A 25,770-nucleotide genomic window follows, 5' to 3' on the forward strand; every position below is an offset into this window, starting at 1 on the left:
GATAGAGAAGTGAGGGGGCAACACCAAGTAGAAACGGCTTCGCCTTCCTTTTAAAGGACGGTACCGTTTCAGCGGGAAATAGAAGGATAAGTTATCATGTGAAACATTTAAGTTCTTATATTTATACAAAAAGCCCGCCACCAGTTCTGCATTATAGCAGACGGTGTGGGCGAGGTGATAAGTGACAGATCAGTGAGTGTAAGCTCCGACATTGCCCGGATCTACCGCTTCATGGAGTGCAGCATTCAGTCCGCTTGCCACAATGTTGGCGATCTCTTCAATGAATTCATCGATCTCTTTGGGGGTCACAATCAGGTCATGCCCCAGCGGCTCAAGCACTTCCTTCACCAGGGCGAGACGCTCCTGCTCAGATATATCGTCAAGGAGACCCATAATTTCTTTGGTGTGAGCACCGCCGTCCGCCATCTGCCCGAAATGGGTTCGCATCATCTCCAGCACATTGTTGACGATGGTGGAAGCATAGCAGACCGTCGGGACGCCGATGGCGATGCAGGGCACGCCCAGCACCTCCTTGGTCAGCCCTCTGCGCTTGTTCCCGATCCCTGAGCCGGGATGAATGCCGATGTCCGCAATCTGGATGGTGGTATTGATCCTCTCCAGTGAACGGGAGGCCAGCGCATCAATGGCTATAATGACATCCGGGCTGGTGCGGTCCACAATCCCCTGTACCACTTCGCTGGATTCAATCCCCGTCAGGCCGAGCACTCCGGGAGCAATAGCACTGACATTCCGGTACCCGGGCGAAATCTGGTCGGGCACCAGCTCATAGAACTGGCGGGTAATCAGCGCATTCTCAACGACCAGCGGGCCGAGCGAGTCGGGCGTCACATTCCAGTTGCCCAAGCCTACGATAAGGACCTTGGAATCGCGGTCAATGCCGATTTCATCCAGAAAGTGCTCGAATTCCCGGGCAAACACTGTGGAGACCTTCTGCTGCAGCCCGGTGTCCCCTCCGCGCAGCCCAGGCACCTCCAGGGTCACGTAATTGCCGATAGCGCGTCCAATCGCCTGAGAACCGGCAAGGTCTGCTACAGCAAGTCTCGTGACCTTGATGCCGTCCGCTTCTTCCACTTCCTCATTGACACCCGGGATCGGCGTATTGGCGTGCCGCTCTGCCATTTCCTTCGCTTCCACCGCCAAGTCCGTACGTACCGAATACAGCTGAAGATCCAGTTCCATTCTTAGTTCAGCCTCCTTTTGCATATTGCTGATAGTGTGCGAGAGAAAGCCTCCGTTTATACAAACCGCTCTAAGGGAATTACAAAGCTTTTTATCTTGCTTTTTGCTACCCTTCATGCTAAACTATTTTAAGTTGTGAATCATTTGTTGATTTCGAATGTCTTTCAGGAGGTGAATGCAATGCCAAATATCAAATCCGCGATAAAACGCGTCAAGACGATCGAGAAACGCCGTGCACTGAACGCTTCCCAGAAGTCCGCTCTTCGTACAGCTGTGAAAACTGCTGATGTAGCAGTGACTGGTACGGAAGTTGAAGTAGCTCAGGCTGCTTTCCAAGCGGCTTCCAAAAAGCTGGACAAGGCTGTAACTAAAGGCCTGGTTCATAAAAATGCGGCTGCCCGCAAAAAATCCCGCTTGGCTAAGAAATTGAACGCTCTCAAGGCTCAAGCCTAAGCCAAGGGCGACAATCATAACGAGCACTGAAGAACCTGACCGCTATGCTGCATACGGTTAGGTTTTTTTATGCTCGTTAACTTCCTTCATTAATACCGCTGTACAATCAAAGAGCCTGTCCATCCCATGATACACGCGGGTGGACAGGCTCTTTGATTCGTTCCATGTAAGGCCGCTCTATTCAGGCTCCAAGGCGCAGCATGAACATCTCCAGCCCCAGCACCTTATCGACAGCTCCCGTCTTCATCTGATAGTCCAGATCCGCCAGTATACTCAGGATCTGCCGCAGCCGCTGGCTTCCGAACTTATGAGCCTGCTCTCCGGCAAGCTTCACTGCATACGGATGCAGTCCGAGCTGGGAGGCAATCTGTCCCTGCGAATAGCTAAGGGCCGACAGATCCTTGACCTGCAGGATGATTCTGAACTGCCGGGCAATCAGCGAAGCGATCTTGATCGGCTCCTCCCGCTGCTTGAGCAGCTCATAGAGCGTATTCAGTGCCTTGTCCAGGCGCAGATTCGCAATATCCTCCACCAGCGTGAAGATGTTCTGCTCTGTTCCCCGGTGGACCAGACTTTCCACCGCTGCCGCATCCACCCGCCCGCCAGTACCGGCGAACAGACACAGCTTGTCCATCTCTGCAGACAGACCCTGGAGTCCGGTTCCGCTGCTTGCAATCAGAACCTCCGCTGTCCCCGGCGCAAGGGAGCAGCCGCGTTCGCGGAAGCCCTTCTCCACCCAGCGCAGCAGCTCCTCCGCACCCAGGGGATTGAAGGCCAGCACGGTGCCGGCGGTCTTGATGCTTTTGACGATTTTTTTACGTTCATCCAGCTTGTCGCCGTTCACCATAAATACAATCACACTGAACTCGGCAGGATGCTGCATATATTCGCTCAGCATCTCCACGTTATGTTCCAGCTTCGCCTTCTCCTTGCCTGCCGTGAACAGAGCCGCATCCCGCACCAGCAGGAGCTTGCGTTCTACCATGAACGGAACCGTCTCCGCCTCTTCAATGACCGCCTGAACCGGAGTTTCGGAGAGATCGAACGGGATCACCGCGAAATCACGGTCTTCTTTGGGGATCAGGTGTTCCTCCAGCATGGCCGCGAATTCATTCATCCGGAACTTCTCACTGCCGTACAGCAGGTACAGCGGAGAGACCTTTCCTTGCTTGATGTCTTTGGCCGCCGTTTTGGCATCCATCCCGCCACTTCCTTTTTCATTTACTTGCCTGGTCCGTATCAGACACATACATTCGTACATTTTAACAAAAAAACGGCTGAAAACATAGGTATCACCATTATCACTTTGTCCTGACCGGGGCGCAAGCCAAAACGGAGCAACCTCGGCAGCCAGGGCCAAAGTTACTCCGTTTCAGCGGCGCATCTATATAAACGACGGAGGGAGCAGCTCTAGAAACTCTCCCGGCCGCCGGTCATACCGATGATACTCGCATAGCCTGTAATTCATGTCCTCTTGCCTTAGCATATTCCGCAGGCCGGAAGAACGTTCCGGTTATTTATCGGACGTTGCCGCGTCCGGGGTAATAGCCGGGCTGGTGACCGGTGAAGCAGACGCCGCCGGAGAAGCGGTAGGCGCTGAAGAGTTGGCAGGAGCCGGAGAAGCGGATGGAGCAGGTGTTGCGCTCTCTGCCGGAACCGTGTATACCTTCGTCGTCTGCGTACCGTCCTCAAGCTGTAGCACATAAGTGAACTGGGTGCCGTCTTCCGACCACACACCGGAGACCCAGTTCCCCTCCAAAGGAAGCGAAGTTAATACTGTCCGTTGTTGTTCTTCTCCTTCTGCGGTTAAGCTATAGATTACAACATGCTGGCCAGTCATCTCAGCCATATGCTGCCCGTCGGGTGAAGTCCACGAGGCCTGCGCAGCCATCAGTGACAAGGCTCCTTCTGTAGGGGCTGAAGTCGGCGCCATCCGCTCATCCCCCGCAGCCGCCTTATCGTCCGCTATATTCTCTTGTGTTGGCGCACTCGACGTCGTGCTTTGGGGCTCCGCCGACCGGCTATCCGCTTTCTTGGTGCTCTTGGGGCGGTCCGCCGGAGGCGCAGTAGCGGCGCGGTTGCTGATCGGAGCTTCGCTTATCGCAGGCACCTTGTCTGAAGCCATACCACCGCCGGCTGCGGCTGGTTGATCAGCACCCTCACTGGGAGCAGGCGGTGCAGATTTCAAATTAACGTCTGCAGATTCACTAGGCGTGGCCTGGTCCATCTTATTAAGATCACTGCTGCTGCCGCTGTTATTCTGTCCGTCCGCCTGCGGGGCGTCTGCACTGCTCTCCGTACTCATGCTGGAGTTCGCCGCTCCGCCGCTCATTAGCTTAGATGACATATCCAAGTCTGCGCCTGGCAGACTCTTCGGCATATTGAATACGGCGATGAGCAGAATCACCGCTGCCGCCGCAGCACCAATGCCTGTCCGCGCAGCCAGTGAAGGGCCCTTGGACTTCTTGCCCCGGTTATTTGCACGGGAGAAGGGAATAACCTTCGGATCTTCCGGCTCCATTACGGCAGGCTCTTCCGGGACACCGCGGTCCAGCTGATCAAGCTGAGGCAGGATAGAGTCAACCAGACTGAAGGGGGGCTTCACATCCGGAAGCTGCTCCAGCTGCTGGGAGAGCAGCGTCAGCCGGTCCAAGACTTCCGCGCAGGAAGGACAATCGTCGATATGACGGAACATTTCAAGCATTTCTTCCTGACTGAGATCATGATCTAAATAGCGGTGCATCCATTCCATCACCTCCGCGCACTTCATCCTGACACACCACCTTTCTGATACTCCTGAAGTCTATTCTGCAGCTGCTGCCGCGCCCGGAACAGGTACGATTTGACCGTGTTCAGAGGCAGATCCAGACAGTCTGCAATCTCGTTGTAAGAAAAATCCTGTAAATAGCGAAGCACGATTACCGTCCGGTGATGCTCCGGAAGCTGGTCGATGGCCTCGCGGATATCCTCCGCCAGATAACCCGACATCACTTCGCGCTCTACGTTATGTTTTTTATCCTGGAACACCATTTCGTGTTCATCGATAGAAACGGTAGGCTTCGTTCTCCGGAATTTGTCTATACATATGTTGGTTACTATTCGCTGAACCCATGTTTTGAACTGCGCCTTCTCCTCATAGGAGCCGATCTTGGTGTACACCCGGATCAACGCTTCCTGGGAGGCATCCAGAGCATCCTGTTCATTATGCAGAATGTAGAAGGCCGTCTTATATACATGCCCTTCAATTTCTCGCAATAGGGTGATTAGAGCGTCGCGATCGCCCGCTTGAGCGGCTCTGATGAGTCCCTGCTCCACCACGAAGGTTCCCCCTCTCTATGCAATCTTACTGACGCGCAAGACTGCGAATTTGTTGCAAGCCTGTAATGATTATTTTAAAAGATAAAAACGATATGCTTCGCGCATAAATGTTCCTTATCTTTCTCGCTGAAACGGTACCGTCCTAAAAAAGGACAGCAAAGCCGTTTCTACTTGTAGTCCACAATCCCTACTAAGCATACAAGGGATGCTGCTATCATTCAAATACTCTTTTCATAGAAGTTGGTTACAGAAATGACATGAGAAGCAGACCGTCCCGTACCTGACTTACGCTACGACCGAGACGGCTCCTCTAATGTATATAATGTAGTTGCGCACACCAGGAGCACAGCATAATTCTCCCTGGAGTCATCATCAAGCACATATACTTCCCCCTGCTCAAAAAGTTGCGGATGATTATAGTTACGATACAGCTTATAGATGGCTCCCGCGCTCACCCTGCAGCCGTGGACTGCAGTTCGAATCTCCACATAATCGGCTTCTTCCACTACCAGTGTCGGGTACAGCTTGCTGCGAAGATCGTCGCCAGTCATGGCATCACCTTTCAGGTATACTCCTCAATGTCCGCAGGCGCCTCTGCACTCTGCCTCTATTATAAGTATTGCCCGAAGCGGCAGCAATTCCATCATTTAGGCATATCTACATTCAACAAAAAAATGCCCTGCCCCATAGGGGCAAGACATTTCTGTTGTACATGTATTTTACTTGCCTTGAATCTCCTTGAACTTCGCTACATACTGAGCAGCCAGCTCTGTGATCTGGTCATAGCGGCCTTCCTTGGCCGGTGCGGTCAGGTTGCCGCCGATGCCGACAGCGATGCAGCCGTTCTTGATCCATTGCTCCATATTGTTCAGATCCACGCCGCCGGTAGGCATAATGTTGACATGCGGCATTGGCCCCTTAACCGCCTTGACATAGTCCGGTCCGAACGCACTGCCAGGGAACAGCTTCAGCACATCCACACCCAGCTTCAGGGCTTCCTTCATCTCATTCAGCGTCATGCAGCCCGGCATGTAAGGAATGCCGTACAGATTACACATCTTAGCAGTATCCTCTTCAAAAGACGGGCTGACCACAAATTCCGAACCAGCTAGAATAGCTATTCTTGCCGTCAGCGGATCAAGCACAGTACCGGCACCAATCACGGCGCGGCCCCCGTATTCTTCCACCAAGCGCTTAATCGCTACTTCGGCTCCCGGAGTCGTGAAGGTAACTTCGATATTGTTCAGTCCGCCCTCGATACAAGCCACCGACATGGCATAAGCATCATCGGCATTATCCGCGCGGATAACGGCTACTACGCCAACCGAGGTGATATTCTGTAATACTTTAATTTTCTTCATGATTGTTACTTCCTCTCTGGTTATATATTCATAAGAATAATAATTTAGATAAACTAATTTATCTATTTTACTAACATCAGGCTTTATCCTTCTAAGAAAATAGTAATAACATTGCCGCTAACAGTCAATATATATTTATTCAGGAAGCGTTATCAATCCTTCGAAAATATTCAAAAACGCTTATGTATCAAGGGAAAACGAATGTCTTCCCCTGTTTCCTATACAAAATAAGCCCGCAGAATGAGCATTGCTATATTGTACAAAACCGTTTTATGTGATAATTTCAACTTATATTCTATTCCAAACCATAAACTAGGATCTGATTATACCCCTGCTATGCTTCCGAAGCGAGTTTTGCGAAGAAGACGCAAGGAGTGTATGCTATCAAAACTTTTAGGAGGAACTATTCATGAATAAACAGCTGGATGCAGTCACCTTCGGGGAGCCGATGGCTATGTTCTACGCCAATGAAGCCGGCCCCCTGCATGAGGTCACTTCCTTTTCCAAGGCGCTGGCAGGTGCGGAGAGCAATGTAGCCACCGGATTATCACGCCTGGAGCATCTGACCGGTTATGTGACCAAGCTTGGCGAAGACAACTTTGGCCAGTTCATCACCTCGGCGCTGAACAAGGAGAAGATCGATACCGCTAGCATCACAACGACCAAGGAATTCTCCACGGGCATGCTGATCAAATCCAAGGTACTCACTGGAGATCCCAAGGTGGAATATTTCCGCAAAAATTCCGCCGCCTCCAAGCTGAGTCTCGCCGACTTCGATGAAGATTACTTCGCTTCCGCAGGCCATCTGCATGTGACCAGCATCTCTTCCGCACTCTCGGCTTCGTGTCACGAGTTCTCGCTGCATGCCATGGAGTTCATGAAGCAGCGCGGCAAGACCGTATCACTGGACCCGAATCTGCGCCCGACCCTGTGGCCAGACACCGAAACTATGGTTAATACGATCAACGATCTGGCTACCCGCTGCGACTGGTTCCTGCCCGGACACGGAGAAGGCAAGATTCTCACCGGTCTTGAAACCCCGGAGGAGATTGCCGGGTACTATCTGGAGCGCGGCGTATCCCTTGTAGTGATTAAGCTAGGTCCTGAGGGCGCTTACTACAAGACCTCTGCTGGTGAAGAGGGTTATGTGGACGGCTTCAAGGTCGAGCAGGTTGTCGATACAGTCGGCGCCGGAGACGGCTTCGCGGTTGGGGTGATCAGCGCCATGCTGGAGAAGCTCAGCGTAGCAGAAGCCGTGAAGCGCGGCAATGCGATCGGCGCACTCGCCGTGATGTCGCCTGGCGATATGGACGGACTGCCAACCCGCGACGCGCTGGAGGAGTTCATGAGGGCAGGCGTATAGCCAAAGAGCAGGTGCTCTGCTGCCGGCAGCGCCAGGCTTCAGCATGAACACACATTAGCACAGCAAAAAGGGTGTCCCTGAGCCGACAGACGGCTGGGACACCCTTTTGTATATGTAGCGTGAGAGAGGTGTGGCTGAATTGCAGGTAGTACAGCATGGTTATGGCTCGGTTATGGCTCAGTTATGGCTCAGTTACAGCTCAGTTACGATAAGTCAGTTTCATCCGAGCATTGTTCCTGCGAACCGGCAAGTCGTCATTCCCAGCAGTTCGCGCGGCAAAGTACATAGTCTTGCTCAATGTACATAATCCTGCTCTCAAACTATAGACTTACGGACCGGAGAGCCGTTATTTGGGGAATTGCTGCACTATAGCAAGCCTAACGGACTCAGATGACGTTAAGCCGCACTTCGCGGGCATCTAGCGCCCTAAATAGCAATTTAACGGCTCCTGAGTCCGTAAAACTTACAAAATCCTTCTTTTCCGCACAATAACGGCTCCTGGGTCCGTAAAGCCGTGGATTCCTGAGCAGATTTCCTATAAGTTGTCACCACGATGGACCTTTCGCTGCCCCGACCTGCTCTATTCCAGCTTAGCCGGCGGCTGCACCGACTCCCCCTGCTGCAAGGAAGGCGGGAACCTGTAGGTGATGGGCATCGCGCTGTCCGCATCGTTGATCAAAGAGAGCATGATCTTGGCCGCCTGCATCCCCATCTCGTAAGCCGGCTGGCGGATCGTTGTAATATCAGGATTATAGATCCGGGCGAATTCGGCATCGTCAATGCCGATGACCGACAACTGGCCGGGGATCGCAATGGCATTGCGGTTCGCATATTTAAGAATTTCGCCCAGCACCAGATCATTGGCGGCAAGCAGCGCTGTTGGAGGCTCGGGAAGCTGCAGCAGCTCGTCCAGTGCAGATGCGATGTCTTCGCGTGACACACTTCGCATATACGAACCCAGCAGCGGCAGACCCGCTTCCTCCATCGCTTTTTTGTACCCGCTCATTCGCTCCTTGCGCGGGGTAATCGCATGTACGCCAAGCGGCAGGGATAGAATAGCAATCGCTTCATGGCCGTGGCCGGTCAGCTCCCGGATAGCGGTCTTCACCGCCATCTCGTTATCCAGCAGCAGGCTCTGGGTCGTGATCCCGTCAACCAGCCGGTCCATGAAGACCAGCGGATATTCCGCTTCAATTAATCTGGTGTAAGGCGCAGGCTGATCTCCCGCCGGAAAAATAATCAGGCCATCCACCTGACGGGCGACCAACGTCTCCACATAAGTATTCTCCTTATCGGCATTCTCGTCCGAGTTGCAGATGATCACCTGAATCCCATGGCGCTGCAGCTCATTCTCGATCGCCCGGATACACTGGATGGATAGCGAATAATCAATATTGGCTACAATAATGCCAACCATATGTGTGCGGTTCTGCTTGAGACTGCGGGCAAGCCCGTTGGGCTGGTAATTCAGCTCATCGATAACCTCGGCAATGCGGTTTTTGGTCGCCTCACTCATATACTTGAACCGTTTATTTAAAAATTGCGAGACTGTGCTTTTCGATACGCCCGCTTTCTTAGCCACATCCTCAATAGTCAGCTTCTTCATTGATCCCGCTCCACTCTTCGATATCGAACTCCAGAAGTAAACATAAATCAGGTTTACTTAGAGATATTATCAAAAAGTATAGCTTTTTTTTAGTAAATTATCTATATGAATAGATTGAAAATACGAAATAAGTGGATACGGCGTCTAAGGCGTGAGACAAATACACTAAATGACTGGGCCGCACAATGGTAACGGACAGAGATGCGCTTATTTCCCCGAAAAGCAGCATTATAGTAGCCCTGCGGACTCCAGTGCTCTTATTCACTGTTACTCAGCCGATAAAGACGCGTTTGAACTACAATAAGGGCCTTGCAGTCCGTAAGCGTGGTCAAATGTGCCAAATCGAGAATATAAAGGCTTCACAGTCCGCAAGGGACATAGAAAACAGGCAAATTGGAGGACTCCCTGCCTTCACAGGAATTCCTCCATCGACCGAATGGAACATCTCATGATTAGCAAACTATTCCAGCACACATCCTGCACCTGTACTCTAAGATGATCATTTTTCTATTGAGGAGGCATCAATTTTCACACCGTATTCCTCATACCACCAGTCGTAGAACCACTGGTTGCCCGTCTTCATATCAACTTTTGTACTCCGCTGCTCTCCGTTAACTTCGTAATGGACTATGGTCATAAGATCTTTAGAATCAAGGGTAAGCTCTCCATAATGGAGCTTGGAGGGTCTTTCTACATTCTCTGTAGTGATTTCGCCCGAAAGAACCTGAGCACTGCCAGTTGCAATATCATACAGCTTATTATGCTGTGTATAACCGCCTCTTCCATCATCCGTATAGTAAACAATCAGAAGCTCTGCTTTGTCGGGATTAACGGCCATAAAGGATTTATAGAGCTGATACGATTCCTCTGCGACCAGTAACTCTCGGGGAACAGCAGTCTTCCCCTCAGCTGCCGCTCTGACATCCATCACAAACAGCTTAGCTCCTGACCTTTTCTGATTCTCTCCAACATTATAGCTGCCGCTGAAGAACAAAAGATAATCACCAGCCCCCAATAAACCTCCCAGCGACAAATAAGACTGTGCGCCTCCGGCATACAAAGGAAAGACATACAACCGCTGTGCTGACTCCGCAGATAGCTCTGCATGCCCTTTTGGAGTCAAGTAAAGAGTATATGGCTCTGTATTGTGTGTGTATTTAGGCTTTAGATAGTCAACCATTGGCGGCGGAGGCGACCAGACGATTCCGGCGGAAGTCTCAACAGCCATCGCAGCACTCTTATTACGGTCTAGCGGAAGGGGCATATAATACTTAAGCCCGCCTAGTTCAAACTCTGCCGAGATCATGTATAGACCCAGGCCTTGCGGAGACGCCGAAGGCTGGACCACAGCCGCTCCCGAGCCAGGCTTAAAGACCGCTGCCAGCCTCCCTGCCGGATCGAGCCCGGCCCCTGGGCCAAACGGCCAGATCAGCGTGACGAGCAGCAGGATGGCTGCCAATCCGCCAAGGGCGGCCACCCGCCCGAACGGGCGGCGTAGTCCGCTTTTGCCCGATGAGCCTTCTGCCGCAGCCTCTTCAATCCGCGCCATGAGCTGTGGCGTGAATCCCGGCTCTGTAAGCGGGTTCCGCCCGGCTTGCTTATACCAGTCCTTCTCCCCGCTCATCACCTTCACTTGCTCCTGCTCTTGTTTTGTCTTCACAGGTCTTCCTCCTTTATCGCCGTTCTCACTTTCTCTCTGGCCCGTCCGAGCCGGGATTTGACCGTTCCCTGCGCGATCCCGAGCAGAGCGGACATCTCTGCCACCGGCAGGTCCTGCTGAATATCCAGCACCAGCACCTCCCGGTACTTGTCCGGCAGCTCCATGATAATCTCCCAGATGCGGTTAGCGTATTGATTGCCGATGGCCTCTTTCTCCGCAGATAGGGAGGCCCGTGTGTCCTCATGTTTGCCCAGCGGAGCGAACCTCAGCCAGAAGCTGTTACGCCTTAAGCTGAATGCGGTATTGCGTGTGATGGTCAGCAGCCAGGTTTTTAGAGTAGCCTGTCCCCGGTACTTGCCGATGCTCTTGTAGGCCTTGAGAAATACCTCCTGGCTGATATCGCTGGCCTGCTCCCGGCTGCGGGTTAAGAAAAAAGCATAATTCCATACATCCTGTCCGTAAGTCTCCATCATCTCACGAAGTGATACAGACGGGACGCAGGTCATGTTATATGGTAATTCGTTACTACGATCCATACTTCTCTCCCCTCTCACCCAATAAGACTCACGCGGGCAGAAACGGTTCCCTTTTTATAGTATTGCATTTCCTGCATTAGAATTTGAAGAATCTGCTCAATTAGCCCCTGTTAGCTGAAATCAAGTGTACAAAATACAACAGAGCTGATTTCCTCCTGAATTTAAGGAGCATCTAATGTACGAAGTGCAATGAAATTCATATCCCCCGGAGGCTAAACGCTTTCAAAAATCACAGCCGTTTCCCCTTCCCTGGAGCCCCTGTCTGCATCATTCCACAGCCCCGCAAATTGCTTAAAAAAAATACTAATTAATTATAAGAGAATAGAATGCAGGCGGGGCGTGGGATTGGAGGTTTTAAGCTCTGTTTGGAGGGGCCGCAGAGGTCTGTCTGTCTCTTGACTTTTCAATATATGGTATATAAAATGATTAAGCATTACTAAATATAGTGTATATAAGAGCTGAGCCCATAAATCTAGTGATTTCGCCCAAGTTCATTTGTCAAGTAGAAAGAGCTGTAGAATGGGCAACATGTTATAGGAGGTTAGGAGCCATGTTGATTGCTTACGATTCCAAGACCGGCAACGTCAGAAGATTCATTAATAAACTGAAGCTTCCGGCGGTTCAAATCGAAGAGCATATGACGATCGACGAGCCTTACGTGCTTGTTACATACACTACCGGATTTGGACAGATTCCAGAGAAGGTGTCAACATTCCTTGAACGAAACCATTCCAGGCTCAAGGGCATCGCCGCGAGCGGCAACAAAAACTGGGGCGAGCTATACGCGCACAGCGCAGACTTAATTGCACAGCGTTACAACGTACCGGTGGTCGGCAAGTTTGAATTGTCGGGAACCTTCGGAGATGTACAGCGCATAAAACAGGAGGTGGACCGGGTTGCGGCATATTGAATTGAACAACATGTTGATGAAGAGAGACGAAAGCGGCTTTTTCCAATTGGATAAGGACCAGGAGGCGGTAGCCGAGTTCATGCGGGATGTGGATCAGCGCAGCCTGACATTCACGGATACGAAAGCCAAGATTGATTATATGATTGCCAATGACTACTACGAGGACCTGTACGACCGCTACTCCGCTGCTGAGATGGAGGATGTCTACCGGATCGCCCATGAATATAATTTCCGCTTCCCTTCCTATATGGCGGCTTCCAAGTTCTACACAGATTATGCTGTCAAAAGCAATGACCGTAAGCAGTACCTGGAGCATTATCCGGACCGCGTAGCGGTAGTGGCTCTGCATCTGGGACGGGGCAACGTGGAGACGGCCCGTACACTGGCCCGCTCGATGATGGAACAGCGCCTGCAGCCGGCGACACCAACCTTCCTCAATGCCGGTAAAAGCCGCCGCGGCGAGATGGTCTCCTGCTTCCTGCTGGAAATGGACGACTCGCTCAATTCTATCAACTATGTGCTGAATACCTGCATGCAGCTGTCGAAAATCGGGGGCGGCGTTGCGGTCAATCTGTCCAAGCTGCGCTCGCGCGGCGAGACCATTAAGGGTGTGGAGGATGCGGCCAAAGGCATTATGCCTGTCCTGAAGCTCATGGAAGACGGCTTCTCCTATGCGGACCAGATGGGCCAGCGTAAGGGTTCGGGTGCGGCTTATTATAATATTTTTGGCTGGGACGTACTTGAATTCCTGGACAGCAAGAAGATTAACGCTGACGAACGGACACGCCTGAAGACGTTGTCTATCGGCCTGATCGTGCCTAACCGCTTCTACAAGCTCGCGCAGGACAATCAGCCGCTGCATGTGTTCGCTCCTTACACAGTCTATCAGGCGTACGGTACGCACTTGGATGACATGGATCTGGACGTCATGTATGATACCCTCCTTGCTGATCCGCGCGTGAAGAAAAGAATCGCCATGAGCGCACGCGACATGCTGACCAAGATCGCCATGATCCAGCTTGAATCGGGCTATCCGTATATTATGAATAAGAGTAATGCCAATAACGCGCATGCCCTGCGTAATGTGGGCCAGATCAAGATGTCCAACCTGTGCACCGAGATTTTCCAATTGCAGGAGACTTCAGAGATTAACGACTACGGTCAGCAGGACGAGATCCGCCGCGATATCAGCTGCAACCTGGCTTCCCTCAACATCGTGAACGTGATGGAGCACGGCAAGATCCGTGAATCGGTACATGAGGGCATGCTGGCACTGACGGCTGTCAGCGATATGACTACTGTCTCCAACGCTCCGGGCGTAGCTAAAGCGAACAAGGAAATGCACTCCGTAGGTCTGGGTGTAATGAACCTGCACGGCTATTTCGCCAAGAACAAGGTGGCTTATGAGAGTGAGCAGGCCCGTGATTTCGCACGCACCTTCTTCATGACTATGAACTATCACTCGATTGAGAAAAGTATGGAGATTGCCGCTGAGACCGGCGAGACCTTCTATGGCTTCGAGCAGTCCGACTATGCCAGCGGCGTGTATTTCGACCGTTATATAACTACAGACTACCGTCCGGTTACAGCAAAAGCACAGGAACTCTTCGAAGGGATCTACATTCCTACAACTGAGGACTGGAAGCAGCTGCGTGACCAAGTGATGAAGCACGGCCTGTATCATGCTTACCGTCTGGCGATTGCGCCGACCGCAAGCATCTCGTACATTCAGAATGCTACCTCCAGCGTAATGCCGATTGTAGAGCAGATCGAGACCCGCACGTATGCCAACTCGACCACCTACTACCCGATGCCTTACCTGCGTCCGGACAATGTGTTCTATTATAAATCCGCCTACCAGATGGACCAGTTCAAGGTGATTGATCTGATTGCGGAGATTCAGCCTCATATCGACCAGGGTATCTCAACGGTTCTGCATGTGAACAGTGATGTTACAACCCGTGAGCTGGCCCGCTCTTACCTGTATGCGGCGCACAAAGGGCTGAAATCCCTGTACTACACCCGGACCAACAAATTGTCTGTCGAGGAATGCCTGGCCTGCTCCATCTAAGAGGGGCACAGGTACAGAAAGGGAGAATATACGATTATGAGCGCAATCCAAGCCGTGAACTGGAACCGTCCCGACGACGATTTCTCGCTGATGTTCTGGAACCAGAATATTATGCAGTTCTGGACCGACGACGAAATTCCATTATCCGATGACAAAATGTCCTGGCTCACGCTGAGTGAGATTGAAAAGGACTCTTATATGAAGGTGCTGGGCGGACTGACCCTGCTGGATACGATCCAGGGCGGTGTAGGGATGCCACAGATTATGGAGCATGTGGACGGCTTGCAGCGCAAGGCGGTCCTCGGCTTCATGGGCATGATGGAGCAGATTCATGCGAAGTCGTACAGCAGCATTTTCACCACACTGGCTTCCACCGAGCAGATTGACGGGATTTTCCGCTGGGTGGAGGACAATACGTTCCTGCAGTTCAAGGCCCAGACGATCTCGGAGTATTATCAAAAGATTGAGACCAAGAAAGACCTCTATCTGGCGATGTCCGCATCGGTTCTGCTGGAGAGCTACCTGTTCTATAGCGGCTTCTTCTACCCGCTCTATCTGGCCGGACAAGGCAAAATGACCTGCAGCGGCGAGATCATCGACCTGATCCTGCGTGATGAGAGCATCCACGGCGTCTATGTCGGCGTGCTGGCCCAGGAGATTTTTGAGGAGCTGTCCGAAGAAGACCAGAGCGATGTCTACGAGACCCTGGTTGGCCTGCTTCGTCTGCTCCACGCGAACGAGGAGCAATACACCGAGCAGATCTACGCACCGATCGGTCTGGTGGAGGAAGTGAAGACCTTCCTGCGCTACAATGCCAACAAGGCGATGATGAACCTCGGCCATGATCCGCTGTTCGATGAGGAAGAGATTAACCCGATCGTCCAGAACGGAATCAGCACCCACACGAAGCAGCATGACTTCTTCTCGAAGAAGGGGAACGGATATGTGCGGGCGATGAATGTGGAGCCTTTGCGGGATGAGGATTTTAAGTTTTGAGTGGGTAGATTGAACTTGCAGTATCTTTATCTTGGGATAGTCATGACTCCAGAGAATGTTTGGACTTCCGGCCGCTGTTGTATACAGATTTCCTTGATTAGACCGCTGTTCGCGGTAGAAATCCGTATACAAAGGCGGACGCTATCGCTCCTACAGTTCCAAAATTCCCTTCCGCCATTCATCCCTTAATTTGTATATTACAAGTTCAATCTATTTGATGGTATGTAGAATAAGCACCCGGTCGCTTGGACAAGCTGCCGGGGCTTTTTTTTGTGATACACCTTTTCAGTTCCCTCAAAGGTTCTGAATAAATCATCGAAACCCAAGCTTCACTTTTCACTGAAACGGTACCATCCCGAAAAGGAAGGCAAAGCCGGTTCTACTTATGAGACCATATCGTTACTGGAACGTAGGAGTAGGGATGGTTATTTTTACAAGAATGAGGTGTTGGCTATACATATTCAGGAGTACGGAGACCCAAATGGGGATTGTCTGATGGTCTTCCTGCATGGCGGGGGTGTGAGCGGGTGGATGTGGGAGAAGCAGGTGGCGGCGTTCGCCGGGTATCATTGTCTGGTCCCGGACCTGCCGGGGCACGGGTTCAGCCGGGAGGATACGGAGTTCACGATCCGCAGCAGTGCGGAGGAGCTTCTGTTGCTCATTGAGGAGCGGGCTCAGGGGCGAAAGATCGTTGTCACCGGCTTCTCGCTGGGCGCACAGGTGTTGGTTCAGATGCTGGGGTTAAGACGGGAGCTAATCGATTATGCCATCATCAACAGCGCGTTAGTGCGGCCGATTCCCTCCGCCAGCAGACTGATCGGGCCGGCGGTCAGAGTGTCTTTTCCGCTGATTAAGTACAGATGGTTCGCGAAGCTACAGGCTAAGACGCTCTATCTGGGCGAGGAGTACCTGGAACGGTATGTTGAAGAGAGCCGGCAGATGGAGCTGAAGACGCTGATCCGGGTGCTGGAAGAGAATATGTCATTCCGCATTCCAGCCGGGTTCAGTGAGGCCACAGGCAAGATACTGGTTACTGTAGGTGAACGTGAGAAATCTGTCATGAAGCAATCCGCCCGGGATCTGGTTGCCGCAAATCCCCGCTGCATGGGCGTGGTGATTCCCAAGATTGGACATGGCCTCTCTCTGGCGCAGCCGGAGCTGTTCAATAAGCTGGTCGAGGCCTGGATTCAGGGCGGGGAGCTGCCCGGGGAATGCAGAAGAATCTGATTCCCTCAGGCGCGAAATGACGCTAGTTCAGATCCTCCCTGATTTTGTAGCGGACAGCAAGATAACTTAGTATTAGAATCGCTGCAACCGCTACTCCGAATGTATGAATCAGGTCAGCCGTGCTGCCTAGATCCTTGACCCGTACGAGCGTGTTGATCAGCAGATATTGCGTCAGATGAGTGCCTGTGAACTGATTCTCCAGCGCCCCCAGTACCATCCCGATCACATTCAGGGCCAGAACGAAGCCGGCGCTCAAGCTGATGAGCAGGTTCTTAGTCATCATAGCAATGCAGAGAACAAGCAGTGAGAACGCCCAGTGCAGCAGGAATTGGCTGGCCAGCAGAATAATGAGTGTGCCTGGATCTCCCATATCCGTCTGGTCAAAGAACATCCTTCTCCCGATCCCATCCGCAATTAACATCGTCAGGAACAGCATTGCCACGAATAGGGCGAGAATCGCCATTTTGGAGAAGACGGAGTGGATTCTTGCCTGTCTCATGGAGATATAATTCTTGTGGAAGCCGGAATTCCATTCGCTCATATAGAAATAAATCGTGAACACGGCGATATAGATCAGCATCCAGGAAGGCGGCTGTGAGATCGTGTACTGGATGAAGTCTATCTCCGTTAAATTTCCGATCCGAACACCGCCTTCCTCCACAGGCTGCGCGTATTGCTTCATCATATAGATGCCGAAGATCTGAAAGGCACAGAACAAAAGCAGCAACAAGTACATAATCTTGTTTCGCGTGAAGCGGTACAGGTCCATCCGCAACAGGTTAATCATGGCGTTCACCTGCACTTTCCGTGCGTTCCAGGAAATACTGCTCCAGGCTCTGCTTATGTCTTGAGATGGAATCTACCATTATCCCATGCTGCGCCAGCTCCTGGACGATCTGCCGGATGCGGATATGCTCGTCGTATACATACACCGTACGGCTGTCCACCACTTTATATTGTGTAATCTTCAGCTCGCGCTCCAGCACCGGGAGAGCCTCCCGGGCTGCCTCCACGCTAATCTCGATCCGTTCCTCACAGCGCTGCTGTAATTCTTCCTTGGAGATTACCTCGGCGAATTCCCCCTGATGGATAATGGCATACTTGGTGGCGATTTTGGAGAGCTCCTCCAGAATGTGGCTGGAGATCAGAATCGTCAGACCCGTTGCGTTCAGCTCCAGAATGAGCTCCCTAATCTCTACAATCCCTTGCGGATCAAGCCCGTTAATCGGCTCATCCAGAATCAGCACATCGGGACTTCCAAGCAAGGCCACCGCGATTCCCAGCCGCTGCTTCATGCCCATGGAATAGCTTTTAACTTTGGCGGTATTCTTAGGGTCCAGTCCTACGAGCCTCAGCAATTTCTCTATCGTGGTCTCCCTGTCACTTAGACCATATGCGATGGCGAGCAGCTTCAGGTTCTCATAGGCCGAGATGTTCGGATATAACCCGGGCTGCTCAATCAGTACCCCCATCCGCTCGAAAAAAGACTGGTCCCCCGCCGCCGCACGGTTGAAAAAATGCAGCTCTCCCGAGGTCGGATATACGTGTCCGCTGATCATTTTGAGCAGCGTGGATTTGCCCGCACCGTTCTTGCCGATGATGCCGACAATCTCTCCTCTGTAGATTTTGAGATTGGCATTCCTCACCGCTGTTTTCGATCGGTACATCTTGGTCACTCCGCATAGTTCAATGATGCAATCTGTCATGTCTGGCACCTCCTTACCCTAAGTTAACAGGATGAAGACTAATAGTTCGCCAACAAAAGGTTAAGAAAGTTCAAAGTTCATCATGGACTCAGCCGGAAGCCGATGCCCCAGACCGTATCGATATAGGCTTCGCTGTCGTGCGCTTTGATTTTATTGCGGATATTGCTGACATGTACCGTTATCGTCTTGTCCTCGCCCAGATAGATCTCCTCCCAGGCCAGCTCATAGAGATCCTGCTTCGTGAACACGCGTGAGGGATTCCTGACCAGCAGCTCGACAATCCGGTATTCCTGGCGGGTCAGAGCAAGCACGCTGCCATGAATTCTGACACTGTAGGCCGTGCAGTCCAGTACCAGATTTTTATGCCTGAACTCCTTCACCGGCTCACCAGCAGCTGTCCGCTGGATATGGACATGGATGCGGGCAATCAGCTCCTCCAGCTCAAAGGGCTTGGTCACATAATCATCAGCGCCCAGCGTGAACAGATCCAGCTTATGATCCAGCTGATCCTTTGCCGAGAGGACAATAACCGGAATCCGGGACTTCAGCTCCTCACGCAAACGGTGCATAAATGCCTCGCCGGACAATCCGGGCAGCATCAGGTCCAGGACAATGAGGTGGTACTCCTGCTCTGCCAGATTCAGCATCCCTTCACTGCCCGAATAGGCCCGGGTACACTGAAAGCCTGCGGCGGTAAGCCCGTCATGCAGAATTGCGTTAATATGCTCGTCATCCTCAACGATGAGAATTCTTTTGCTGTTACTATTGAGAGGGATGCCCATGGGGGTGCTCCTTTCCCGCTTTTGCGAATTCGATATCAATGCTGAAGATACCACTGGCGGAATTGGCTGATGCGTCGCCGTTCATTTTCTCCATCAGCGACTTCACAATCGAGAGTCCAAGACCTGAGGAATGCCGGGTACGCGACGGATCTTCTCTGTAAAAGCGGGTAAAGATCTTCGCCGTATCCACACTGCTACCTGGCTTAAGCCGATTAGTGAAGCGTATACACAGCATCTCCTGCCTGTCTTCAACCTCTACGGTCAACGGGCCTTCGCCGTGGATGAAATAGTTGCCGATGATATTGGTAAAGATTCGTTCCAGCGCATGGATATCCCCCATCACCCGCGGAGAACGCTCCGGCAGCCGAAGCTCAGGCTCATTCCCGGACCGGGTAAAATCATCAAAGAACGTGAACAGGTTCCGCTTCAGCACCTCCGCCACATCAACCGCCTGTAGCTTCAATTCATATTCGGGATTCTGCAGCTTGGTATAGAGGAACAGTTCCTCTACCAGCTTAATAATCTGCTGTATTCTCGACTGGGCAAGCGCTACGTACCGCCCCTTCTCCTGCTCCGCCTCTGTCTGAAGCGCCAGCTGAAGGTAACCATCCAGTGAAGTGAGCGGCGTGCGGATATCATGCGACAGACTGGTAATCGCCAGATTCATCTCCTGATTTTTGCGGCTGAACTGTTCTCCCATCGCTTGCTGGCGGCGTAACAGGTTATTGCACTCCCGCACCAGCCTGCCGATCTCCCTTGGCTTCAACTGGGTCGCTACCAGCTTACGGGACTCATGCTCCATAATAAAAGACAGCTGGCTGCTAATCTGACCAACCTGTCTCCGGTAGTTCAGCAGGTACACAGTCTGGGCAATCAGCAGCAGCAGCAGGAGTCCTGCCAGAACAATAAGGATACGATCAACTCCTCTCATATGGTTTTATTATATACGATTGAGAGAGGCTTAATAGTAACACAAAAAGCTACGCTTATACCCAAACTATTTGGGGTAGCGTAGCTTATTTCAATGGCCTTCATCATCCCAGCGCTAACTCATAAACAAATAAAATAATATCTCCGATCTAAACGGTATTGATGTGCTGAGTTCTGGAGATTAATAGAATCGGGTAAAACGGATTGGTACATAGAAGACAGTACTCTGGATTCAAGAGCGAATACCCCCTCCTGATGATTATTAAATAAACTCTTGTGATTCTTTTAGTGTGTTGACTTAAGGAGTTATGGCAATCCGCCATATCCAATTATAAAAATTTATTTATTATTTTTCACACTTATCGTTACAATTTCATTTTTAGCAATTTGAGTATTCTCAATAGGAGATTGGCCAGTTACTATTCCATTCTCTACAAGATAATTATTGGCATCTTCTTTTATGTTTACACGCAAATTAAGATTTTCTAATAGTGTTACGGCTTCTTGCTCAGAAAGCCCTACTAGGAATGGGACATTGGATTTTTTTGGATTTTCTCTGTAAGCAAAAACTATACTAATTGCAATAACTATAACTCCAATAGTAGTTAGCAAATAAACTCTCCTAAATCTCAAGTTAATTTCAAACGATGAAAGTAACCACTTTTTAATCATTTTTAACCTCCTTGAATATTTAGTTCTTATAGGTTTACTCAAATCTCTCCATTACCTTAAAAAGGATTAATTATTATATTTTATCCTATATGCACTCAAAAATGAACCATAAATTTATTTTTTTATTTATTATTGTAATTAAGTTCCATTATATGTAATATATTAATTAGGTAAAAATTAGATGATTATGTATTGAGTGACTACAAAACGCCAGGATTAATCACTAATTTTAATTTACAAAGGAGGAATTATATTGAGGTTTAATTCTAAAAAGCTTTTATTATTTTCAATGATTATTTTAATTCTGGTTTTCCCAAACATGGTATTTGCAAAGGATAACTCTGTTAAATTAACTGAAGAAAAAATTCCAAGTGCAGTTAATGAAATTGTAAAGAATGCAGGCTCTTTCACAGAACCCCTAATAGTTGATTCAGGTCTAGTAGACACAGAAGATAATACAAAAATTTATTTTTATATTTTACCCGTTGATTCGAAAGCTGTTAAATCTTCAAATGATTTTTCAATACAAAGCGTGACCCCTTTAAGCAGTCACACCATTCCACAAGGCGTAAAAATGATTTATTCCAGATCTGATGGTCAGCCGTGGACGGTAGCTACCACTACTCTTGTTAGTATGAGTTTTTCCACTAATCAAACAAGTCCAACAACTATGCAATATGGACATTTCAATACTGACAATGGACAAACTATACAGAGTTTTACTGACACATCTAACTATGCTTATGCCCATTATGCTGGTGCAACTCATATTAGATTCTTTATAACTAATTTATCGGCAGGTTCAGTTATTGTTAGTGGACAAATATCATTCTAAAAACTCAACGCGGTTTGTTTATTACGGTGCTTCAATTTTTATAAGTTTTAATATGACTGCAAGCCCCTCTCCTGAATATCGGAGAGTGGGCTTGTTTTTTGTATTCCAAATTTTATTCGATACAATTACTTGCTCAATAGCTAAAGGGAGTTGAAACAAGCATAAAGAAGTATAGTTTAAACTCTAAGGCTATTTACACACTTATTGAGCTTATGGCGTACGTTGATTCCCCCCTTGCCTACCCTCAACTGAATCTCCCCCTGCTGATCCGTCCGGTAGATCTCAGTATTTGCGTCAGCCAACCGGTCCAACACAACACCGTGCGGATGGCCGTAAAGGTTGTTCACACCGGCTGAGATCACAGCGGCACCGGGCTTCCAGAAGGCCAGCCAGTCAGCGCTGGTGGCTGTTTTGCTGCCGTGATGGGCGACCTTGAGGACGTCGATGGGTCTGCCTTGCCGAATCCCGGATTGCCTTGCGGACCGCAGGATCGCTTCCTCTGCAGCCTGATCCATATCTCCTGTGAAAAGAAAGCTCCGGCCGTTCATCTCCAGCCGGAACACCACCGATTCGTGGTTCTGATCCTCCACTTCCTCTGGCAGGATCTGTCCAGCCGCTCGCGGCTCCGGCCAGAGGAAGTTCAGCCGCGTGGCCTCGTCAGGGGCCAGCGACATGCCCTGCTGCACCGGATACAGCCGGACACCCGTGTCCAATGCGGTCGTCATCAGCTTGGTGTACGGCTCTGTGTCGGCTAATGTTCCGTTGAACAGCAGCGCCGATACCGGCATCCCTTCCAGCACCGCCTGGAGCCCTCCGGCATGGTCCTGATCGCCATGCGTCAGAATAACAGCGTCCAGCCGGTGGATACCCCGCTGCTTCAGGAGCGGCAGCAGCGTCTTCGCCCCGACCTCGAACGGGCTGCGGCGGATGCGCCATTCCTCCCGGTTGCCGAAGCTCACAGTACCGCCGCCGTCCACCAGGATATGCTTTCCACCTGGCGTGGTAATCAGACTGCTGTCCCCCTGACCTATATCCAGGAAGCTGATGGAACCGGAGCCGTCGCGTATAGCCTCAGTGTTATAGCCCTTATAGAGCAGAATGGTCAGGCCTATAGCGCACAGTATCGCTGCGGGATTGCTCCAACGCGTAGCTCCAGTCGGCGGATAGGCTTGAAAGGCCAGCGCGGCTCTTCTGCTGTTCGCAATGGATAGCAAATCTGGCTGGTTGGTGGTGTTTCCACTTTTGCTATTGGCGTTTCTGCCGATCTTCCACCGGCCGTTTCCCGGCGGTTCCGGCCTCTCCAGTTCCGCCAGCGGACGGGTCTCATCATCCATGAACTGGGGAACAAGCCTAGCTTCAGTCCTCCGCTTCAACGCAAGTAAGAGACCGTACAGTAGCCCGTAGTAGAGACAAATCCACAGAAAGGAAGGGGATGCCCAGATCAGCACCCCGGCGGTGAATCTGTTCACCCACTCCACTGCTGCAAAAGTGATATTATTCAGTATCTCTGCAAGCTGTGCCAGCAAAAGTGCTGCTGTATTCCAGATCCGCCCAAGGAGCAGTGCCAGTGTTCCCAGGGGCAGTACCAGGAAGGTGATGAAGGGAACCAGCAGCAGATTGGCAGCAACGGACAACAATGAGAATTGGTTGAAATAATAAATCGTCAGCGGAAACGAGACCAGCTGAGCAATAATCGTTACAGAGAGACTGCTGCCCAGCCAACCCGGTAACCGCCTGAATAGCGGCGCAGCGAGCGGCGTGTACACCATGAGTCCTGCCGTCACCAGAAAAGACAGCTGAAAACTGATACTAAGCAGCAGATAAGGGTTCCAGACCAGCATCATCAGAGCGGATGCAGCCAGAATGTTTAGTCCATCCTTGAGCATGCCCAGTCTTGCCGCCAGCAGGGCAATCATGCTCATGATCCCGGCGCGGATCACGGACGGTCCGGCCCCGGACAGCAGCACATAGACCGGCACCAGCAGCAGGGTCACCGTCAGTGCGGTTTCTCTGGTTAAGCGGCAGCGGCGCAAGAGAACAAGGATCACTCCGACGTACACCGCCACATGCATCCCCGAGATGGCCAGGATATGGGTAAGCCCGAGCTGCGAGAACTGTCTGAAGGTCTCCGGGTCCAGTTCCTTTTGGATACCAATGACGAGGCCCTTCATATAACCCGCATGAGGCTCCTGAAATAAGCGGCTCATTTCTGCACCGAGCACGGATCTTGCCTTATCATTCCAGCGCAGAATAGTGGACGGCTCCCACGAGACTTGGGGGTTAACCGTTACACTGGCTGTTCCCGTTCCTTTGAGCAGCCAGTGAATCTTTTGGGTGAGCAGATAGGCACGGTAGTCGAATCCGCCGAAGTTGCGCGCTATCTGCGGTTGTATCAATTCCCCCTCAATGACCACCCGGTCTCCCCGCTGCCACAAGGCAGCCTCAGCGATCTCACTCTCCTCCTGGAGCTTGATTTGTACAGTTACACGTTCACCTTCAGCCTCCCTCTCCAACGCACGCTCTGCGCCTGTCTTTGCCGTACCACCCGGATTCACTTCGGCCTGCACTTCGCCTTCCGTTCCCGCTGCGGCGGCCAGCTCCCCCTGATGCAGCCTGATCCCGGACAGCTTCACGACAAAATCAACCCGGTCCCCGTCCCGCTCCACCGGAGAAGCGATAACGCCTGCGGCTGTTATATATGCTTCATTCAGTTCGCTCACCGGTTGCCCCAACACCTTAGGCAGCAGACTCACATTGCGTACCTCGCTGTATTCCCAGTATAAGGCTGCCACAATCAGTGCTGTCACCAACACCCCAGCCGTCCTCCAGCGTATTCCGCCGCTCACCGCCCAGACTACAGGCAGCAACAGCAGCCCTGCGAGACAGAATAGCAGACTGCGGCCAGAGAACAAACAACCTGCGGCACTTCCCGCCACCCAGCAAACCGTGAAGCTTAAGAGGGGCCTCCTGTTCATGATCATCTCTCCTTCCTAATTAGCACTAGACACCAAAGAACCCCTGCATACGCATACAAATGCGTGTACAGAGGTTCTTCCCCTGGAGCCCGTCACTATTCTTTTCGCGTCTCGTTCAGCCAACTATGTTCAGCCCGTCAGCCCATCCGTAGGTGCTGCTTATTCAGATACTGAAATCATCGTTTCTTTAGGCGGCTCATAGTTCTCCAGTTGACGGAACACGATGCCTTTGGAGGAGAGCATCGCCTGTACCTTCTCCATGTCTTTCTTGTAAGGACGCAGGTAGACAATCTCCACGATCCCGCTGTTAGCCAGCATATTGGCACAGGTCCAGCAGGGTTCATCCGTCACATAGACTGTACTGCCTTCCCGGTCGCTCCGGTCTGTGAACAGCAGCAGATTCTGCTCGGCATGGATCGTACGGATGCAGCGCTGCTTTTTGACCATTGTCTCTACACCGTCTATCATCTCACGCTCGTATTGCTCAGAGACCATGCAGCCTGCTTCCGAGCAGTCAGGAACGCCCATCGGCGCACCGTTATAGGCCGTACCCAGCAGCTTCTTCCCCTGCACCAGCACCGCGCCGACATGGCGGCGGGGACAGCGCGAACGGGTGGAGACCATGCAGGCAATATCCATGAAGTATGTATCCCAGTTCTTGCGGTAAGCCACAGTCATCAGCAATCTCCACTTTCTCTAAATAGTTGTTCATTATTGTAGCATACCTGGCTGCGTTTTCACTAGGATATTGATAGTACGCAACAACACACATTTCGCCTATCTCTCGCTTAGATCTCCCGCCCGCCCACTTCTACACCTCATTTGTTCATCCGAGAGAGGGGTGTGATTGCACTTCATACAGTAGAAATAGCATTCTCAGCGCCTAAGTAACGTTCTGCTGCACTTCATACAATTGATTCTTTCATTTAGTCTCCAAAAAACCTCTTTTGCAAAATTCTAATGTACGAAGTGCAGCAGATTCAGTTTTCAGGCGGTTTTCGAGCTAATCTAATGTACTGAGTGCAATTGCAGCTTACTGTGCCTCTGTCCATGCTCAGAGTATGGAGCCCGCTAAGTGGAAAAACTACAACTGTTACTGGTAAAAGCGCCGATTGTAAGCTAGTAGTTGGAAAAACGACACTTAATTCGTTACAAATCGCTGATTCAGC

Annotated in this window: 23 protein-coding genes; 7 read left to right on the forward strand and 16 right to left on the reverse strand. The window is 51.1% G+C overall.

The genetic code is table 11. The annotated features are described in order from the left end of the window. Positions 1 to 189: 189 nt before the first annotated feature. Positions 190 to 1,200: a GPR endopeptidase gene (gpr, locus tag NST26_RS24465; protein ID WP_036732245.1), complete on the reverse strand. Its 1,011-nt coding sequence runs from the start codon at positions 1,198 to 1,200 to the stop codon at positions 190 to 192. 180 nt (positions 1,201 to 1,380) lie between these two features. Between gpr and rpsT the strand changes: the two genes are divergently transcribed. Further along, positions 1,381 to 1,653 (forward strand): 30S ribosomal protein S20, encoded by a 273-nt coding sequence (gene rpsT / locus NST26_RS24470; RefSeq protein WP_036732246.1) that lies wholly within the window; start codon positions 1,381 to 1,383, stop codon positions 1,651 to 1,653. 181 nt (positions 1,654 to 1,834) lie between these two features. On the opposite strand, the gene holA is transcribed toward rpsT, so the two are convergent. The 5 genes from holA to NST26_RS24495 all read right to left on the reverse strand — a co-directional run bounded on the left by holA (position 1,835) and on the right by NST26_RS24495 (position 6,332). Then, entirely contained in the window at positions 1,835 to 2,854 is a 1,020-nt protein-coding gene (holA, locus tag NST26_RS24475) for a DNA polymerase III subunit delta (protein WP_036732248.1), read from the reverse strand. Positions 2,855 to 3,166: 312 nt separating this feature from the next. After that, a complete protein-coding gene (locus tag NST26_RS24480) occupies positions 3,167 to 4,423 on the reverse strand; it encodes an anti-sigma factor family protein (protein ID WP_340979967.1) in 1,257 nt (418 codons plus the stop codon). Continuing rightward, positions 4,420 to 4,971, reverse strand: coding sequence for an RNA polymerase sigma factor (locus tag NST26_RS24485; protein ID WP_036690462.1), 552 nt, complete (start codon positions 4,969 to 4,971; stop codon positions 4,420 to 4,422). The genes NST26_RS24480 and NST26_RS24485 overlap by 4 nt, the downstream gene beginning before the upstream one ends. A gap of 290 nt (positions 4,972 to 5,261) precedes the next feature. Next, entirely contained in the window at positions 5,262 to 5,522 is a 261-nt protein-coding gene (locus tag NST26_RS24490; RefSeq protein ID WP_036732251.1) for a hypothetical protein, read from the reverse strand. A gap of 168 nt (positions 5,523 to 5,690) precedes the next feature. Further along, complete coding sequence (locus NST26_RS24495; RefSeq protein WP_209872180.1) at positions 5,691 to 6,332, reverse strand: bifunctional 2-keto-4-hydroxyglutarate aldolase/2-keto-3-deoxy-6-phosphogluconate aldolase; 642 nt, start codon at positions 6,330 to 6,332, stop codon at positions 5,691 to 5,693. A gap of 409 nt (positions 6,333 to 6,741) precedes the next feature. Here NST26_RS24495 and NST26_RS24500 point away from each other — a divergent pair, with 409 nt between their 5' ends. Continuing rightward, a complete protein-coding gene (locus tag NST26_RS24500; RefSeq protein WP_340979968.1) occupies positions 6,742 to 7,695 on the forward strand; it encodes a sugar kinase in 954 nt (317 codons plus the stop codon). Positions 7,696 to 8,275: 580 nt separating this feature from the next. Here the strand turns inward: NST26_RS24500 and NST26_RS24505 are convergent. The 3 genes from NST26_RS24505 to NST26_RS24515 form a co-directional block, all read right to left on the reverse strand. Next, positions 8,276 to 9,301 carry a LacI family DNA-binding transcriptional regulator gene (locus NST26_RS24505; protein ID WP_340979970.1) on the reverse strand — a complete coding sequence of 342 codons (1,026 nt, stop codon included), beginning with the start codon at positions 9,299 to 9,301 and terminating at the stop codon, positions 8,276 to 8,278. A gap of 499 nt (positions 9,302 to 9,800) precedes the next feature. Next, entirely contained in the window at positions 9,801 to 10,961 is a 1,161-nt protein-coding gene (locus tag NST26_RS24510; protein ID WP_340979971.1) for a hypothetical protein, read from the reverse strand. Then, the gene (locus NST26_RS24515; RefSeq protein WP_340979972.1) at positions 10,958 to 11,497 is read right to left on the reverse strand and encodes an RNA polymerase sigma factor; all 540 of its coding nucleotides are present in this window, start codon (positions 11,495 to 11,497) and stop codon (positions 10,958 to 10,960) included. The genes NST26_RS24510 and NST26_RS24515 overlap by 4 nt, the downstream gene beginning before the upstream one ends. 550 nt (positions 11,498 to 12,047) lie before the next feature. Here NST26_RS24515 and nrdI point away from each other — a divergent pair. The 4 genes from nrdI to NST26_RS24535 all read left to right on the forward strand — a co-directional run bounded on the left by nrdI (position 12,048) and on the right by NST26_RS24535 (position 16,701). Further along, positions 12,048 to 12,407 (forward strand): class Ib ribonucleoside-diphosphate reductase assembly flavoprotein NrdI, encoded by a 360-nt coding sequence (gene nrdI / locus NST26_RS24520; RefSeq protein ID WP_036732265.1) that lies wholly within the window; start codon positions 12,048 to 12,050, stop codon positions 12,405 to 12,407. Further along, positions 12,394 to 14,478 (forward strand): class 1b ribonucleoside-diphosphate reductase subunit alpha, encoded by a 2,085-nt coding sequence (nrdE, locus tag NST26_RS24525; RefSeq protein WP_340979973.1) that lies wholly within the window; start codon positions 12,394 to 12,396, stop codon positions 14,476 to 14,478. The genes nrdI and nrdE overlap by 14 nt, the downstream gene beginning before the upstream one ends. Positions 14,479 to 14,514: 36 nt before the next feature. Further along, a complete protein-coding gene (nrdF, locus tag NST26_RS24530; RefSeq protein WP_339311144.1) occupies positions 14,515 to 15,474 on the forward strand; it encodes a class 1b ribonucleoside-diphosphate reductase subunit beta in 960 nt (319 codons plus the stop codon). Positions 15,475 to 15,921: 447 nt separating this feature from the next. After that, positions 15,922 to 16,701: an alpha/beta fold hydrolase gene (locus NST26_RS24535; RefSeq protein WP_340979975.1), complete on the forward strand. Its 780-nt coding sequence runs from the start codon at positions 15,922 to 15,924 to the stop codon at positions 16,699 to 16,701. Positions 16,702 to 16,723: 22 nt separating this feature from the next. Here NST26_RS24535 and NST26_RS24540 read toward each other — a convergent pair whose 3' ends face one another. The 5 genes from NST26_RS24540 to NST26_RS24560 all read right to left on the reverse strand — a co-directional run bounded on the left by NST26_RS24540 (position 16,724) and on the right by NST26_RS24560 (position 20,791). Beyond that, positions 16,724 to 17,488, reverse strand: coding sequence for an ABC transporter permease (locus tag NST26_RS24540; protein ID WP_340979976.1), 765 nt, complete (start codon positions 17,486 to 17,488; stop codon positions 16,724 to 16,726). Beyond that, on the reverse strand, positions 17,481 to 18,407 hold the full coding sequence (locus tag NST26_RS24545) for an ABC transporter ATP-binding protein (protein WP_340979978.1): 927 nt from the start codon (positions 18,405 to 18,407) through the stop codon (positions 17,481 to 17,483). The genes NST26_RS24540 and NST26_RS24545 overlap by 8 nt, the downstream gene beginning before the upstream one ends. An 80-nt stretch (positions 18,408 to 18,487) precedes the next feature. Beyond that, on the reverse strand, positions 18,488 to 19,189 hold the full coding sequence (locus NST26_RS24550; protein WP_340979980.1) for a response regulator transcription factor: 702 nt from the start codon (positions 19,187 to 19,189) through the stop codon (positions 18,488 to 18,490). Beyond that, a complete protein-coding gene (locus NST26_RS24555; RefSeq protein ID WP_340979982.1) occupies positions 19,170 to 20,120 on the reverse strand; it encodes a sensor histidine kinase in 951 nt (316 codons plus the stop codon). The genes NST26_RS24550 and NST26_RS24555 overlap by 20 nt, the downstream gene beginning before the upstream one ends. A 338-nt stretch (positions 20,121 to 20,458) precedes the next feature. Next, positions 20,459 to 20,791: a PASTA domain-containing protein gene (locus tag NST26_RS24560; protein ID WP_036732281.1), complete on the reverse strand. Its 333-nt coding sequence runs from the start codon at positions 20,789 to 20,791 to the stop codon at positions 20,459 to 20,461. Positions 20,792 to 21,044: 253 nt separating this feature from the next. Here NST26_RS24560 and NST26_RS24565 point away from each other — a divergent pair, with 253 nt between their 5' ends. Beyond that, on the forward strand, positions 21,045 to 21,626 hold the full coding sequence (locus NST26_RS24565) for a hypothetical protein (protein WP_036732284.1): 582 nt from the start codon (positions 21,045 to 21,047) through the stop codon (positions 21,624 to 21,626). A 176-nt stretch (positions 21,627 to 21,802) separates the two neighbouring features. Here NST26_RS24565 and NST26_RS24570 read toward each other — a convergent pair whose 3' ends face one another. Both NST26_RS24570 and NST26_RS24575 read right to left on the reverse strand, forming a co-directional pair. Then, positions 21,803 to 24,601 (reverse strand): ComEC/Rec2 family competence protein, encoded by a 2,799-nt coding sequence (locus NST26_RS24570; protein WP_340979984.1) that lies wholly within the window; start codon positions 24,599 to 24,601, stop codon positions 21,803 to 21,805. Between the two features lie 159 nt (positions 24,602 to 24,760). After that, entirely contained in the window at positions 24,761 to 25,279 is a 519-nt protein-coding gene (locus tag NST26_RS24575; RefSeq protein ID WP_076082103.1) for a deoxycytidylate deaminase, read from the reverse strand. Positions 25,280 to 25,770: the final 491 nt, after the last annotated feature.

The organism is Paenibacillus sp. FSL R7-0128, assembly GCF_038002245.1.
In the GTDB taxonomy this organism is placed as follows: domain Bacteria; phylum Bacillota; class Bacilli; order Paenibacillales; family Paenibacillaceae; genus Paenibacillus_AQ; species Paenibacillus_AQ silagei.